The organism is Haematobacter missouriensis (assembly GCF_000740775.1).
Classification (GTDB): domain Bacteria; phylum Pseudomonadota; class Alphaproteobacteria; order Rhodobacterales; family Rhodobacteraceae; genus Haematobacter; species Haematobacter missouriensis.
Genome location: NZ_JFGS01000001.1, coordinates 317,862 through 332,924 on the forward strand (window position 1 = coordinate 317,862; position 15,063 = coordinate 332,924).

At 65.5% G+C, this 15,063-nt stretch carries 14 protein-coding genes; 6 read left to right on the forward strand and 8 right to left on the reverse strand.

The window, feature by feature from the left end:
* Positions 1-54 precede the first annotated feature (54 nt).
* Genes CG51_RS01555 through CG51_RS01565 form a run of 3 tightly spaced genes read right to left on the reverse strand, consistent with a single transcriptional unit; the run spans position 55 to position 2,332 of the window.
* Positions 55-714 carry a uracil-DNA glycosylase gene (locus CG51_RS01555; protein ID WP_035741008.1) on the reverse strand — a complete coding sequence of 220 codons (660 nt, stop codon included), beginning with the start codon at positions 712-714 and terminating at the stop codon, positions 55-57.
* Entirely contained in the window at positions 711-1,727 is a 1,017-nt protein-coding gene (gene trpD / locus CG51_RS01560; RefSeq protein WP_035741010.1) for an anthranilate phosphoribosyltransferase, read from the reverse strand. Before trpD ends, CG51_RS01555 begins: the two co-directional genes overlap by 4 nt.
* A complete protein-coding gene (locus CG51_RS01565) occupies positions 1,724-2,332 on the reverse strand; it encodes an anthranilate synthase component II (RefSeq protein ID WP_035741012.1) in 609 nt (202 codons plus the stop codon). The genes trpD and CG51_RS01565 overlap by 4 nt, the downstream gene beginning before the upstream one ends.
* Before the next feature lie 649 nt (positions 2,333-2,981).
* On the opposite strand from CG51_RS01565, the gene CG51_RS19870 reads away from it, so the two are divergent.
* Complete coding sequence (locus CG51_RS19870; protein ID WP_143412830.1) at positions 2,982-3,530, forward strand: hypothetical protein; 549 nt, start codon at positions 2,982-2,984, stop codon at positions 3,528-3,530.
* Here CG51_RS19870 and guaD read toward each other — a convergent pair.
* On the reverse strand, positions 3,527-4,810 hold the full coding sequence (gene guaD / locus CG51_RS01575) for a guanine deaminase (protein ID WP_035741016.1): 1,284 nt from the start codon (positions 4,808-4,810) through the stop codon (positions 3,527-3,529). The genes CG51_RS19870 and guaD overlap by 4 nt on opposite strands.
* Before the next feature lie 204 nt (positions 4,811-5,014).
* Here guaD and mgtE point away from each other — a divergent pair, with 204 nt between their 5' ends.
* The 5 genes from mgtE (at position 5,015) to CG51_RS01600 (ending at position 9,263) form a co-directional block, all read left to right on the forward strand.
* Positions 5,015-6,391: a magnesium transporter gene (gene mgtE, locus CG51_RS01580; protein WP_035741018.1), complete on the forward strand. Its 1,377-nt coding sequence runs from the start codon at positions 5,015-5,017 to the stop codon at positions 6,389-6,391.
* Positions 6,392-6,411: 20 nt separating this feature from the next.
* Positions 6,412-6,942 (forward strand): 5-formyltetrahydrofolate cyclo-ligase, encoded by a 531-nt coding sequence (locus CG51_RS01585; protein ID WP_035741020.1) that lies wholly within the window; start codon positions 6,412-6,414, stop codon positions 6,940-6,942.
* Positions 6,943-7,089: 147 nt separating this feature from the next.
* Positions 7,090-7,776, forward strand: a complete 687-nt coding sequence (locus CG51_RS01590; RefSeq protein ID WP_035741021.1) for a molecular chaperone DjiA — start codon at positions 7,090-7,092, stop codon at positions 7,774-7,776.
* An 8-nt stretch (positions 7,777-7,784) separates the two neighbouring features.
* Positions 7,785-8,822 carry an endonuclease/exonuclease/phosphatase family protein gene (locus CG51_RS01595; protein WP_035741023.1) on the forward strand — a complete coding sequence of 346 codons (1,038 nt, stop codon included), beginning with the start codon at positions 7,785-7,787 and terminating at the stop codon, positions 8,820-8,822.
* A 66-nt stretch (positions 8,823-8,888) separates the two neighbouring features.
* Positions 8,889-9,263 (forward strand): hypothetical protein, encoded by a 375-nt coding sequence (locus CG51_RS01600; protein ID WP_035741025.1) that lies wholly within the window; start codon positions 8,889-8,891, stop codon positions 9,261-9,263.
* Here CG51_RS01600 and CG51_RS01605 read toward each other — a convergent pair whose 3' ends face one another.
* The 4 genes from CG51_RS01605 to CG51_RS01620 all read right to left on the reverse strand — a co-directional run bounded on the left by CG51_RS01605 (position 9,264) and on the right by CG51_RS01620 (position 15,015).
* A complete protein-coding gene (locus tag CG51_RS01605) occupies positions 9,264-10,835 on the reverse strand; it encodes a Ppx/GppA family phosphatase (RefSeq protein ID WP_035741026.1) in 1,572 nt (523 codons plus the stop codon).
* Between the two features lie 84 nt (positions 10,836-10,919).
* Positions 10,920-13,097, reverse strand: coding sequence for an RNA degradosome polyphosphate kinase (locus tag CG51_RS01610; protein WP_035741028.1), 2,178 nt, complete (start codon positions 13,095-13,097; stop codon positions 10,920-10,922).
* Positions 13,098-13,226: 129 nt separating this feature from the next.
* Positions 13,227-13,955, reverse strand: a complete 729-nt coding sequence (locus CG51_RS01615) for an HdaA/DnaA family protein (RefSeq protein ID WP_233141338.1) — start codon at positions 13,953-13,955, stop codon at positions 13,227-13,229.
* A complete protein-coding gene (locus CG51_RS01620; protein WP_035741030.1) occupies positions 13,939-15,015 on the reverse strand; it encodes an AI-2E family transporter in 1,077 nt (358 codons plus the stop codon). Before CG51_RS01620 ends, CG51_RS01615 begins: the two co-directional genes overlap by 17 nt.
* Between the last annotated feature and the right edge of the window lie 48 nt (positions 15,016-15,063).

Sequence of the window (15,063 nt, forward strand, 5' to 3'; positions counted from 1 at the left end):
GCACGCTCCCCTGCGACCCTGTCCGGTGGGCAGCGCCCCCGGACCCCCGGTCCGTCACCGGCACCAGTCGATCGACTTCTCACCCCTTGCCGTCAGCCAGTCATTCGTCCGGCTGAAAGGTCGTGAACCGAAGAAGCCCCGGTAGGAAGAGAGCGGGGAAGGATGAGGTGAGGCGATAACATGATGGGGGGAGAGGTCAACCGTCCTTGCCGCCAGCTTCTGCGCGGGGCCGCCCCAGAGGATGAATACGAGAGGCCGGAGCGCCGCCGCGCGCGCCAGCACTTCCGCCACGAGGGGTGCCCAGCCCAACCGCGCATGGCCGTTCGCCTCTCCCACGGGAACGGTGAGGGCGGTGTTGAGAAGCAGCACGCCCTGCGCCGCCCAGCGACCGAGATCGCCATCAGGCGGCGTGCAGCCGATATCATCGGCCATCTCGCGGTAGATATTGCGGAGCGAGGCGGGAAGCGGTCTGCCGGGTGGAACAGAAAAGGCCAATCCATCGGCATTTCCCGCGGTCGGATAGGGATCCTGGCCAAGGATCACCACCCTCGCGTCCTCCGGCGGACAGAGATCGAGCGCCCGGAACACCGCATCCGGTCCGGGCTGGAGCCTGCGCGTATCGGCGAGGAGCCTGTGGCGAACCTCCGCCCAATCCCGGCCGAAGAACGGCAGGTCGGCCCAGGCGGCGGGTGGCGTTGCGCATTCAAATGTCATGCGGCCTGCGTCAATGTGGCAAGACGGTGCACCTTGTCGCGGGCGGCGCCACTGTCGATGCTCTCCCGGGCAAGGTGCACGCCATCCTTCAGCGTCGCGACACGCCCCGCCACGACAAGCGCAGCCGCCGCGTTCAGCAGCACCGCGTCGCGATAAGCGCCTTCTGCGCCATCGAGAAGAGCGCGGAGCGCGGCGGCATTCTCCGCCGGGGTTCCGCCGAGAATCTGCTCGAAAGGATGGACGGGGAGGCCCGCTTCCTCCGGGTGGATTTCCCGCTCCGTCACCTGACCGTCTTTCAGTTCGGCGAGCTGCGTGGGACCGGCGATGGAAATCTCATCCGTACCGTCGCCTCCATGGACGATCCATGCGCGGTCCGATCCAAGGGCTGCCAGCGTCTCTGCCACCGGACGGTTGAGGTGCGCGGCATAGGTGCCGGTGAGTTGGCGGCGCACCCCGGCGGGATTGGTGATCGGCCCAAGGATGTTGAAGATCGTGCGGGTGCCCAGTTCCGTCCGCGTGGCCATCACGTGCCGCATGGCAGGGTGATGGATTGCCGCCATCATGAAACCGATGCCGATCTCGGCGAGCGCCCGCTCCACGACGGGGGGACCGACCATCACGTCAATGCCCAGTTGCCCCAGCGCGTCGGCGGAGCCGGATTTGGAGGACAGGTTGCGGTTCCCGTGCTTGGCCACGATCACCCCTGCGCCAGCCACGACAAAGGCGGCGGCGGTGGAGATGTTGAGCGTGCCCTTGCCATCGCCACCGGTGCCAACGATGTCTATCGCCCCCTCGGGTGCGCGGACGGCGTTGCAGCGGGCGCGCATGGCGCTGGCGGCGGCGGCATATTCCTCCACAGTCTCGCCCCGCGTACGGAGCGCCATGAGCAGGCCGCCCATCTGCGAGGGCGTGGCTTCGCCTTCAAAGAAGGCGGCGAAGGCGGTCTCCGCTTCCGTGCGGGTGAGCGGCCGTTCCGCTGCAAGACCGATCAGCGGGCGAAGGCGGTCGCTCATGCCGCCTCTCCCGTGGAGAGCGGGCGGGTTGCAATTCCAGCGCCTTCCAGGAAGGTCGCCAGCATGCGGTGTCCGTGTTGGGAAGCGATGCTTTCGGGGTGGAACTGAACGCCCTCGATCGGCAGGTCGCGGTGCTTCAACCCCATTATGGTCCCGTCGGCCAGCCATGCCGTCACTTCAAGACTGTCGGGCAATGTCTCCCGTTCCACGATCAGAGAATGGTAGCGGGTGGCCTCGAAGGGTGTGGGAAGACCTGCAAAGACACCGGCACCCGCATGTTCGATCCGGCCCATCTTGCCATGCACGATCTCTCCCGCGCGGACGACACGTCCCCCGAAGGCCTGACCTATGGTCTGATGACCGAGGCACACGCCGAAGAGCGGCGTCCGGGTCTCGGCGGCCGCTTCCGTGAGGGCGAGGCAGATGCCCGCCTGTGCAGGGTCGCACGGGCCGGGAGAGAGCAGGATGGCGGCGGGCTTCATCGCCATGGCCTCCTGCACGTTCAGGGCATCATTACGCCGCACGACGACATCCGCGCCGAGTTCGCCCAGATAGTGCACGAGGTTATAGGTGAAGCTGTCGTAGTTATCGATCAGCAGGAGCATGGCGCGGCCCTCCGTCGTATGTCTGGCGCTTGTTCGCGGCCGGTCCACCGGCCCGTCGCCCGAGTGCCTTTGGGGGTGAACCCGCGCCGGACGGCGGCTATAGATGTTCAGGTCGCAGCGTCCGGGTCAAGGCCTCCGGGGCTGTGGAAACTGTTTTGCGGGGAGCGGTGTCGTGTCGAACGGATTGTTGAAAGGGGTGCTGTCAGGAATGGCGGTTGGTGTGGTCGTTGCCGCCGGTGCATCAGTCCTTTCCATTCCTCGTCAGGATGCGGCCCCCGCGGTACCGTTGCCGCGCGTAAGCTCCGATTCCGCCGGCGCGGAGGAGACCCCGCCGCCCCCCCCGGCAGCTCCCGCGCCGCAGCCCTCCGCCGGAGAGACCCCCGCAACGGAGACGCCCGGCGGAGAGTTGCCGGATGGACAGACCGCGGCCGGCCAGACACCCGCCGAGCAGAGTTCAGCCACCCAGAACGGCGGGGAAGCAACGCCACCCGCGGCGCCGGCCACAACCGCAGAGTCGGCTCCAGTGGCGGAACCCGCGCCGGAGCCTCCGGCGTTTGAGCCGCCGCCGCCCCCGGAAACCGAACCCCCGGCGGAAATTCAGCCCCCTCCCTCTGTGCCCGCATCGGACAGCGACGCACCGGCGCAGGACATGGCTGTTCCCCCTGCTGCGCCGCCCCCCCCGGAGGAAGCTTCCGCCGTGGAGTCGATCCCGGTCGAGCCGCAGCCTGCCGTGGCGCCGCAGGCCCATGGTCCACGGCTCGCGATCCTCCTGCTTGATGATCCTGAAATGCCTGACTTGGCCGAACGTGTCGGTGAGGTGTCGTTTCCGGTGAGCGTTGCGCTTGATCCCCGCAACCGCGAGGATGCTGCCCGTTTCGCGGCCGAGGGAGTGGAACTCGTGGCGGTGGAGCGAGAGGAGGAGCAGGAGCCGCTGTCCGGAGCCACGGCCCGGCTGCGTCTGGACGGACAGGGTGCACACCTGTTCCGGCAGGATGGCGGGGCGTTGAGCCTTCCTCTCATTGCGTCCGCAAGCGAGGAGCCGGTGTCCAGACCGCTGGATCGTGCGCTCTACCGTGCAGCGCAGTCCGGTGCGGCTGCGCTGTTGCTGCAGCCGACGGAGGAAAACATCCGCGCGCTTGGCGAGTGGCTCTCTCACACGGAAGTGGAGGTCGTGCCGCTCTCGACGCTGGAGAATTAGCTGATCGGCTCTCCCGCCACATAGACCGCACGAATGGCGCGATCGTCACCCATCATCACGGTGGCGAAGATCTGCTCCCAAACGTTATCCGCCCGCGCGGAGCGTTGTGCGATTGCAGGTGTGGAGGAGAGATCCACCGCGATCAGGTCCGCCTCCATCCCCACGCGGATCGCCCCGATCCTGTCGCCCAGATGCAGCGCCTCCGCGGAGCCTGCTGTGGCAAGCCACCACAGCGCTGCCGGATGGATGGGCGCATGCCGGAGCTGCCCGACTTCATAGGCCGCAGCCATGGTCCGCAGCATCGAGAAGGAGGAGCCACCTCCCGTATCCGTCGCCAGGCCGACAAGCTGCCCCTCGGCCTTCAGCCCCGCCATGTCGAACAGACCGGACCCGATGAAGGTGTTGGACGTGGGACAATGCACAAGGCTCGCACCGACCTCCAGCAGGCGTGAGCGCTCCCGCGCGGTAAGGTGGATCGCATGGCCGTAGATCGCGCGCTCCCCGAGCAGGCCCTGTGCTTCATAGGTATCGAGATAATCGCGCGCCTGCGGATGCAGGGCCTTCACCCATTCGATCTCATCCGTCTGCTCGGACAGATGTGTCTGCATCAGGCAGTCCGGGTGCTCCTTCCAGAGCTGCCCGACCATGTGCAGCTGCTCCGGGGTGGAAGTGGGCGAGAAACGCGGCGTGATGACATAGGACAGCCGCCCGCGCCCATGCCACTTCTCCAGCAGACGCTTTGAATCATCATAAGCGGATTGGGGTGTATCCCGCAGCCCGTCCGGGGCGTTCCTGTCCATGCAGACCTTGCCGGTCAGAGCGCGGAGACCACGCGCCTCCGCCGCCTCGAAGAGGGCATCCACGCTCTCTGGGTGGATAGTGGCATAGCTGCAGACGGTGGTGGTCCCGTTGCAAAGCGTCAGGTCGAAATACCGCTCCGCGATCCGGCGGGCATAGGCCGGATCGGAGAACCGCATCTCCTCCGGGAAGGTATAGCTGTTCAACCAGTCGATGAGCCGTTTGCCCCAGCTCGCGATAATGGCAGTCTGGGGGTAGTGCACGTGTGCATCGACGAAGCCGGGAGAGATCAGGGCCTCGCCGTGGTCGATGATCTGCGCCTGCGGTGCCTCCCGCGCGAGACGTTCGCGCGGACCGACGGCGGTAATACGGCCGTTTTCCACCAGAACAGCGCCATGGCTGTCGATGCCAACAGCTTCCGGCCCGTCGCGGAAGGGATCTCCGTCAAAGGTCATCACCTGTCCCGCGATCAACGTCTGCATGCTCGTCTCCCTGTTTCGGTTGGGCGCCACCCTATGATGACGACCGGGTTGCGTAAATGCGTCGGAGCGCCAGGGAGGGGCGCTGGGTGTTTTCATCAGCGGCTCCCGGCAGCGTGTTGATTTCCTGCACCACCGCCCCTGTTCCGCAGCGGCTGTTGCCGCTAAGGTCCGCCGCGAGTCCAGCCAGCCAGCCACGGAGTCGCCATGACCGAGCCCGAAACCTCCCGGCGCGAGGAAGATGCCCATGCGCTGGATCCAGACCGCGTGGAGGCCATTGTCGAGGCGGTGGAGGCGGAGGACGCCCCGCTGCTCGATGCGCTCATGGAGCCTCTGCACGCCGCCGACATCGCCGACCTTCTAGAGCAGATCGGCCCGGGCGAGCGGCGGGCGCTGATCCGGCTCTGGCCGGGCGGGATCGACGGCGACATTCTCTCCGAGCTGGGGGAGGGCGTCCGGGAAGAGGTCATCGAGGCACTGCCGCAGGACGTGCTGGCCAATGCTGTCCGGGAACTCGATTCCGACGATGTCGTGGACATCATCGAGGATCTGGAGGAGCCGCAGCAGCGCCAGGTTCTCGATGCGCTGGATGATGCCGACAGGGTGGCGGTGGAGCAGGCGCTCTCCTACCCCGAATACACCGCGGGTCGTCTCATGCAGCGGGAGGTGGTGACCGCACCCGAGGACTGGACGGTGGGGCATGCCATCGACTTCCTGCGGAACGAGGAATGGCTGCCGGATCAGTTCTATCATGTCGTGCTGATCGATCCGCGTCACCGGCCCACGGGCTATGTGGCTCTGGGCAAGATGCTCGCCTCCCGCCGGGACAGGAAGCTCTCCGAGATCACGGAGGACAGCTACCGGACCATCCCCGCCACTCAGAGCCAGGAGGATGTGGCCTATGCTTTCAACCAGTACCACCTGATCTCCGCGCCGGTGGTGGATGCGGACGGGCGGCTGGTCGGCGTCATCACCATCGACGACGCGATGAGTGTGCTTGAGGACGAGGCCGAAGAGGACATCCTGCTTCTGGGCGGGGTGGGCGACGAAAGCCTGTCGGACGGGGTGCTGGAAACCGTGCGGCTGCGGTTTCCCTGGCTTTTCGTCAATCTCATCGCGACAAACCTGTCGGCGCTGGTGATCGGACATTTCGAGGGTGCTATCGCTCAGATCGTGGCGCTGGCAGCGATCATGCCGATCATCGCCTCCATGGGAGGAAACACGGGAACGCAGACGCTGACCATCGCCGTCCGCTCGCTCGCCACGAAAGATCTCACCTCCTCCAACGCCTGGCGCGTCGTGCGACGGGAGCTGATGGTGGGCATGACGAACGGGATCATCTTTGCCACGCTCATGGCCTCTGTCGGATGGCTGGGCTATGGATCGGCGCTGCTCGGCGGGGTGATCGCGGCGGCCATGGTTATCAACCTTATCGTCGCCGCCATCGCAGGAACGCTGATTCCGCTCACCCTCAACCGGTTGGGGCTGGACCCGGCGCTGGCGTCGGGCACCTTTGTCACCATGACGACGGATGCGGTGGGCTTCTTCTCCTTTCTCGCGCTGGCCTCGGCGGTGCTGTTGTGAGCGGGGAGGAGATCGCGCGCATGAAGTCCGCGGCGCGGCAACTGGCGCGGGAGCGCCGGGACGGTACGGACAGCGGGCTGGGCCTGCGCGCGGCGGAGAGGCTCAGGGCAGAGATCGGCGCGCCCAACGGCCACCCCATTGCCGCCTATCTTCCCATCGGAAGCGAGATCGACCCCCTTCCCGCACTGAGGGGATGGCCCGTTTGCCTGCCCGTCGTGGAGGGCAGGGGCCAGCCGCTGAGATTCCGGCTCTGGGAGGAAGGCGCGCCGCTTGCCCCCGGACCATTCGGCACAAGGCATCCCGAACGGGGAGTCTGGGTGCAGCCCAGGTACCTGGTCGTGCCGCTGCTCGCCTTTGACCGGCGCTGCATGCGGCTGGGATATGGCGGCGGGTTTTATGACAGGACGCTCGCCATGCTCCGTGCACTGCACCCCGTGCGCGCTATCGGCTTTGCCTTCGCGGTGCAGGAGGTGCCGGTTGTGCCCGTGGAGGATACGGATGCGCCGCTGGATGCCGTCGTGACCGAGCACGAGACGTTCCGGAGACGGTGATCAACCCTCCGGCCGCGCGGGGGACGCCCCCCGCGACCCCCGGCGTCATCCTTGCACGCTGGTACGGACGTTCCTAGGGCGGGGAGGATACGCCGCGAGCGCTAAAAACGGTGTGCGCTCCAGCGCGGCAGACGCTATGATCCTCTCATGTCGATCTGGAGCCGCATAAGGGATGCGCTGTCCGCGCTTGCACAGGGGGAGGGCCTCTCCGCCGTGTTCGAACGGCTGCGCGCGCCGCCCGAGCGCTCCGTCGCCTTCACCATCGCCGTGATCGCGCTGGGCGCCAAGATGGCAAAGGCCGATGGCGAGGTCACGCGGAGCGAGGTCGCCGCCTTTCGCGAGGTGTTCCACATCCCGGAGGAGGAGGAGCCGAACGCCGCCCGCGTCTATAACCTCGCCCGGCAGGACGTGGCTGGCTACGAGGCTTATGCCCGCAAGATCGCCGGCATGTTCCCGGCGGAGAGCGATCCGGTGCTCATCGACCTGATGGACGGACTGTTCCGAATTGCAGTGGCCGACGGCGGTTTTCACGAGATGGAAGAGGCATTCCTGAGGGATGTGGCGGAGATCTTCGGGCTCTCCGACCGCTGTTACCGTTCGCTGCGCGCGCGCCATGTTCCTGATACCGAGCCGGACCCCTACGAGGTGCTCGGCGTTTCGCCCGATGCGCCGATGACGGAGGTGCGCAACGCGTGGCGCAGCGCGGTGCGCGACTCGCATCCTGACAGGATGCAGGCAAGGGGCGTGCCGCAGGAGGCGGTACGGCTGGCGGAGCGGCGCCTTGTCGCCATCAACCGCGCCTGGGAGACCATCGGGCGCGAGCGCGCGGCCTGACCCGGCCCATGCGGATCGCCACCTATAATGTCGAGTGGTTCAACTCCCTGTTCGACGATACCGGTCGGCTCTTGGAGGATGACGGCTGGTCCGGGCGCCACGGTGTGCGGCGTGCGGCACAGATCAAAGCCTTGGGCACTGTATTCCGTGCGGTGGATGCGGATGCGGTGATGGTCGTCGAGGCCCCTGACGATTCCCGCCATCGCGCCACGCATGTGGCACTGGAGAGTTTCGCGGCGCGATTTGGCCTGCGGACCAATACGTCGCTGCTGGGATTCAGGAATGACACGCAGCAGGAGATCGCCCTGCTGTATGATCCGGCGCACCTGACCGCGCGGCACGATCCGATGGGGACCTTCACCGGGCGGCGTGGAAGTCATCCGCTACCGCGGTTCGACGGAACCTATCGTATCGACCTCGACATCGACGGGACGGAGGATGTCGTCACCTTCAGTAAGCCGCCGCTGGAGGTGGCGGCGGTATCGGCGTCGGGGCGGGCCTTCCGCATGATCGGCGTACATATCAAGTCCAAAGCCCCTCACGGAGCGGTGGACGAGGATGAGGTGATGCGCCTGTCGATCCAGAACCGGCGCAAGCAGCTCGCACAGGCCATCTGGCTGCGGGAGCGGGTGCTCGCGCAACTTGCGCGGGGCGACTCGCTCATGGTCATGGGGGATTTCAACGACGGGCCGGGGCTGGACGAATACGAGAAGCTCTTCGGCCGCTCCGCGGTCGAGATCGTCATGGGCTGGAACGCGCCAAAGCCCGAACGTCTCTACGACGCCAATGCCCGGCGCGCGCTCGCCCAGCGGATCGCGGCGCAGCCTGCGAGCGCACGTTTCTGGCTGCCTGACGGGGGGAGCGGCCATTATCTGTCGGCTTTGCTGGATTACATCATGGTGTCGCCGGATCTCCGTGCTCTGCAACCGCGCTGGCGCATCTGGCATCCGTTCGACGACCCTGCCTGTTATGGCGATCCGATGCTGCGGGAGGCGCTGCTCGCCGCCTCCGACCACTTCCCGGTGTCGATCGACGTGCCGCTCTGACACCCGGAATGGGTTGAGCGAATGCGGGTATGCGCTAGATAAGCCGGGCTGCAAGGAACCTTCGTCATGATCTGTTCGCGCCATCGCATCCCTTTTCTATTGGCTGCCGCATTGGCTATGACGGTGGGCGGCGCCTCCGCACAGACGAACCCACCCGCCCCGCCCCCCGGTCTTTCCGATCCGGGCACGGCACAGAACGAAATGGAGCGCGGCTTCGACATGTTCCGCGAGGGAGCGGATGCGATGCTGCGGGGAATTTTCGGCGAGGTCGGACCCGCACTTCGGGCGCTTGCCGACCGAATCGGCGATCTGAAGAATTATGATTCGCCCGAGGTGCAGCAGAACGGCGATATCCTCATTCGACGCAAGCCGGATGCCCCGCCCTATGTGCCACCACCCGCAGATCCCGCCGCGCCACCACAGCCGGGAGTGGATCTGTAATCACCTCTCGGTCGGCGAAGGAGCCACCTGCCGCGCCACACGAACCGCCGTTTCCACCTGCAGCCCTGCACCGAGCGCCTTGAACCGGGCGGCGGCGACCTCTCCGTACAGGCCCTCCATCTCCGGCTGAAGGATGAGTTCGAGCTTCTTTTTCTTCGGGTAGTACTTCAGCTTGCCGCCCATTTCCGGCGTCTCGACAAAGAACATGGCCCCAAAACGCATCGCGCGCCCGAGCACTTCCGCGTCCTGAATTTCCTTGTCGCTCAACAGTTGCAGAAGCGGCTCAAGCCGGCTGCCCGAGCGAGAGTTCTTGTAGCGATGCAGCAACGCGAGCCCCAGAAACACACGACCCGGATGATCCAGCCCGCCGAGGTTGGCGCGTGTGGCGTTGTCGAAACAGACCTCCGCCCGGTAGTCGGGGTGGGCGCGCCATGTCGTATCGTGCAGGAGGCAGGCGGCCTTGATGAGCCGGAGACGCTCAGGCGGGGCGTTCTTGTAAAGCGGTGACAGAAAATCGAACAGTTTCTTGCCGAAGCCAGGCATGCGCGCGCTGGAGGCTTCTGTGTAGCGCGCGGCTTCGATCAGCGGGTCCCGTCGCCGCAACTTCTCCGGCATCTGCTCGTAGAGCAGCCCCTCCCTGATACCGTAGGAGGAGACGTCGATCTCTCGCGGGCGGAAGATGGTCACGAGCTGTTCCAGCACATCGGCCGCCAAGGGTACCAGTGCCATCCGGTCGCTGGACACCCCCGTTTGCAGGCGTAGCCAGTTGAGATCGGAACGGCGGATCCAACCGACCGTGTCCAGAACGGACTGCCGGCTCATCCGATATTCGTGCAGGACCGTCAGCGGGTAGGCCTTCCGCTCCATGTCCAGCCGGGCAATGGCGCGCCATGACCCGCCGACGAGGTAGATGCGCTCATGCTTGGCGCCGATCAGTTCCTTCGCCTCGGTCAGAATGCGGCGGATATGCTTCCGGAGGGCCGCGGCATCTCCCTCCACCTGCTGAAGGCGGAACGGTCCGAGCGGCAGGGAGACGCGCTTGCCGATTGCCCCCTTGCTGACAAGGGCGAGTTCCATCGAGTTGCCGCCGATATCGCAGACGATACCTTCCGCATCCGGCCAGCCCAGCAGAACACCCTGAGCCGAGAGCCGTGCCTCCTCCGAGCCGTCGATGATGTGAAGGCGGAGTCCGGTCTTTTCTAGCACCTCCGCAGAGAATTCCGGCCCATCCTCCGCCTCGCGCACCGCAGCGGTCGCAACGACGGAAAGACGCATGATATCCATGCCCTTGGCGATCAAAGAGAACCGCTCCAACGCTGACAACGCACGGGCGCGGCCCTTGGGGTTGAGCCGCCCCGTCGCCACGAGGCCTTCTCCCAGTCCCGCCATGATCTTTTCGTTGTAGAAATAGGCCGGTGAGCGTGCCGCCCCATCGAATACGACCATCCGCACGGAGTTTGATCCGACATCGATCACGCCCACGCGGGACAAGGCCCGCACGGACGGATCTTCAAAGAGCGGCGGCCCGAACGGGCCCCAGCCGTCGGCAGGGGGGGTGGATGTGGCGTCCATCTTCTGCGGCTCCTCTCGGCTCAACCCCCGAATAGCCTTTCCGGTTGCCGATGGTCAATCAACTGGGGGCCGGAAGCCCCAGCGTCAATCCACGGAGAGCGCGAGCACCGGCGCATCCGCCGCGCCCGCGGTGCCACGCCCGGAGAGGGAGGGGTTCTCCATGAAGAACCGATGGCAGTTGAAAGCCTCTGTCCCGGGTGGCGGGAGATAGCGCTGATAGTGACCGTCGGGGGCCAACACCCAACTCTGCTCAACATCGGCGAGGTTTGCCGCCATGATCTGGCTGAGGATCTGTGTCCGCACCGTGCTGTTGACGATCTCGATCAGTGTTTCCACCCGTCGGTTGAGGTTCCGCCCCATCCAGTCGGCGGAGGAGATGAACACGCGCGCCCGCTGCGACGGCAGGCCGTGGCCATTGCCGAAGCAGACGATGCGGCTGTGTTCGAGGAACCGGCCGACGATGGACTTGACCCGGATGGTTTCCGACAGGCCCTTCACGCCGGGGCGAAGGCCGCAAATTCCCCGGATGACAAGCGTGATCTTCACCCCCGCCTGACTGGCGGCATAGAGCGCGTCGATCACTTCCGGGTCGATGAGCGAGTTCATCTTGGCCCAGATCTCGGCGCGGCGCCCGGCGCGGGCGAACTCGGCCTCGCGCGCGATCATGGTCAGGAGGTTGGATTTCAGCGTCAGCGGAGAGATGGAGAGGTTTTCCAGCATCTCCGGTTGTGCGTAGCCGGAGAGATAGTTGAACACTTTCGTCGCGTCGCGCCCGAGCGCCGGGTTGCAGGTGAACAGGCTGAGGTCGGTATAGATGCGGGCCGTGATCGGGTGATAGTTGCCGGTGCCGAAATGAGTGTAGGTCACGAGGTTGTCGCCCTCCCGCCGTACGACGGTGGAGATCTTGGCGTGCGTCTTGTAGTTGATGAACCCATAGACGACATGGGCGCCCGACCGTTCCAGCCGCCGCGACTGACGGATATTCGCGGCTTCGTCGAACCGCGCTTTCAGCTCCACCAGCGCTGTCACCGACTTGCCCGATTCCGCGGCCTCGCACAGGGCGCCGACGATGGGGCTCTCGCGGGAGGTGCGGTAGAGCGTCTGCTTGATCGCCAGCACGTTGGGATCCCGCGCTGCCTGCTCGAGGAAGCGGATCACCATGTCGAAGGTCTCATAGGGGTGGTGAAGGAGCATGTCCTTCTGCCGGATGGCGGCGAATATGTCGCCGTCATGGTCCTGCACCCGTTCCGGCACCCGGGGCGTGAAGGGGGGCCAGAGGAGGTCGCGCCGGTTGTCCAGGATCAGTTCCTTCAGGTCGGCGATGCCGACGATGCCACGACCTTCCGCCACCTCGTCCGGCGTGACGCCCAGCTCCTCCATGATGAGGCTTTGCAGCTCCGGCGGGGCGCCGGCGGAGATCTGCATGTGGATGACTTCACCCCGGCGGCGGCGCTTCAGGGCGACCTCGAACTCCCGCACCAGATCCTCGGCCTCGTCCTCCACCTCGATGTCGCTGTCGCGCAGCACGCGGAAGGAGCAGCCTCCCGCCACCTTGTAGCCGGGGAAGATGGAGTGGAGATGGAGCATCAGCACCTCCTCCAGCGGCAGGAAACGCGCCTCGCCGTCCTTGCCGGCCAGCCTGACGAACCGGGAGATCTGCTGCGGTATCGGGAGCAGTGCGTGTAGAATCCTGCTGTCCGTCTCCCGGTGCAGTTCGAGCGCGAGGCAGTAGCCCATGTTGGGGATGAAAGGGAACGGATGCGCGGGGTCGATCGCCAGCGGCGAGAGCACGGGAAAGACCTGCGCCAGAAAGTATTCGTCAAGGAACCGTTCGTCCCGCCGCGTCAGCTTGGAAGGAGTGAGCAGGATGATCCGCTCCTTCTCCATCTCGCGGCGGAGCTTGTTCCATGTGGTCTGCTGGGTCTGCATGAGCCGCCGCGCATCGGCATGGATCAGCACGAGCTGCTCCGCTGGCGTGCGCCCGTCGTCAGACAGGCTGGTTTTGCCCGCCTTCGCCAGCTCCATCAGCCCCGCGACACGAACGGTGTAGAACTCGTCCAGATTGGTGGCGGAGATGGTCAGAAACCGCAGCCGTTCCAGCAGCGGCACACGCGGATTTTTCGCTTCCTCCAGCACGCGCCAGTTGAAGTCGAGCCAGGAAAGTTCCCGGTTGAAGAACCGGGACGGCCCCACGGCTTCACCCGAAGGGAGAGTGACAGGTGCGGGAAATCCGCCATTGAGGAAATCGGATGGAGATGTCATGCCGCGCTTATCATTCAGACTTGTAACCCGCAGATGACAGCCGTTCCGGTCTCTGCTGTGAATTCTCTGCTATCGGTACAGTATCTGCCCTTCCTTCACCCGCTGTCCAGAGCGACTTGGGGTGGAGGATCACGCGTCGGCGGGGGTCAGGCTTGCAAGAACGACCTGCGCCAAAGGGCGTGTGACAGCGCGACCCTCCGCCAGTGCCGCGCGGTCCAATGCTGCCACGAGCCTGCGGGCGAAGGCCAGCGAACGATCCATCCGCGTTACGAGCCAGTCTACGACCTGTGGTTGCACGGCGATCTGGCGGTCGGCGAATTGCTTGGTAAGCACGGCGGTCAAAAGCTCGTCATCGGGGCGGGAGAGACGGGCGACGGGTAGGGTGGCAAGGCGGCTCGCCAGATCGGGGAGCAGCAAGGGCCAGCGCGCGGGCTCGTCAGACGCCGTGAGCAGAAGCCGCCCGCCGTTGCCGCCCAGCACATTGTAGAGGTGGAGGAGCGCCGTCTCCCCCTCACGCTGACCGGCGATCCGCTCCGCGTCTTCTATGACGATCCGCCCCCAGGCGGCGAGTGCGAATGGCGAGGTTTCCACCAGGTCCGCCGGGTGCAGGATCACCGCCCCGGCCTCGGCCGCCCAGATGGAGGCGAGATGCGTCTTGCCCGCTCCGGGCGGGGCGATGACGGCGAGTTTTCCCTCCGGCCAGTCGCGCCAGCTGTCAACCATCGCCACGGCCGTCGCATTGGCAGGTGAAACGAAGAAATCCCGCCGCCCCATCGCTTCCGGCAACGGCAGGTCTAGCGGAAGTTGCCGACCGGACAGGTCCGCTTCCATCGTTCGCCGGTCAGAGATCGTCGACATCGAGGGGACGTGGCGCTCCGCGATACAGCCGGCTGTCCTTGTAGCGCTCCACGAGGAACCGGCAGATGACACCGATCGCGGCGGAAACGGGCACCGCCACGAGCATCCCTACGAAGCCGAACAGCGCCCCGAACGCGGAAAGCGCGAACAGCAGCCAGACCGGATGGAGCCCGACCGATTCGCCTACAAGCTTCGGTGTGAGATAATTTCCCTCGACCATCTGACCGATGACGAAGATGCCGACCACGACGAAGATCCAGAACGGATCGTTCCAGTACTGGTAAAGCGCCACTCCGATGGAGGTCACGCCGCCCACGAAGGTGCCAAGATAGGGGATGAAGGCGATCATGCCGGCAAACACGCCGATGAACAGCCCGTATTGTAGACCAACCCCCATGAGCGCGAGGCCATACCACGCGCCGAGGATGAGACAGACGGTAAGCTGCCCCCGTATGAACCCGGCTAGGGCGAGGTTGATTTCTCCCGCAAGACGATAGATCGTGGGCGCGTGTTCGCGCGGAAGAAGGCTGCGGACGCGGGCGATCATCCTGTCCCAGTCCAGCAGCATATAGAAGGCCACCACCGGGACAACGACGATGAATATCGCCGCGTTGATGACGCCGAACAGCGATTGCACGACTGTATCGGCAAAGATACTCGCCCGGTCCTGCACTGCGGCGGCCACAGTGTTGAGCGTCTGGCGCATGGTGCTTTGCTCGTCCAGAAGCTGGGGATAGTGGATGTCGATGTAGCGCTGGAAGGCGTCCACATAGCTCGGCGCGGCCTCGATCAGGCTCGCCCCCTGCTGGATCACCATTGGCAGAACCAGCAGCAACAGCAGGCTGAACACCATCAGCGCGGCCAGCGAGATGATGACGGTCGCCATCAGTCGCGATAGCCCGATCCGCTCCAGCCGGTCCGCGAGCGGGTCGAGAAAATAGGCGATCGCGCCCCCGATGAGAAAGGGCAGGATCACATCGCCCAGCATCCAGAGCAACACAAGGAACACCAGTGCGGCGATGCTCCAGTATTTCACCTGTTCCTTGACGGTCAGTTCCATGTCGCTCTGTTCCCACGCATCCGATAGCCGTCCAAACGTGGCTCATCG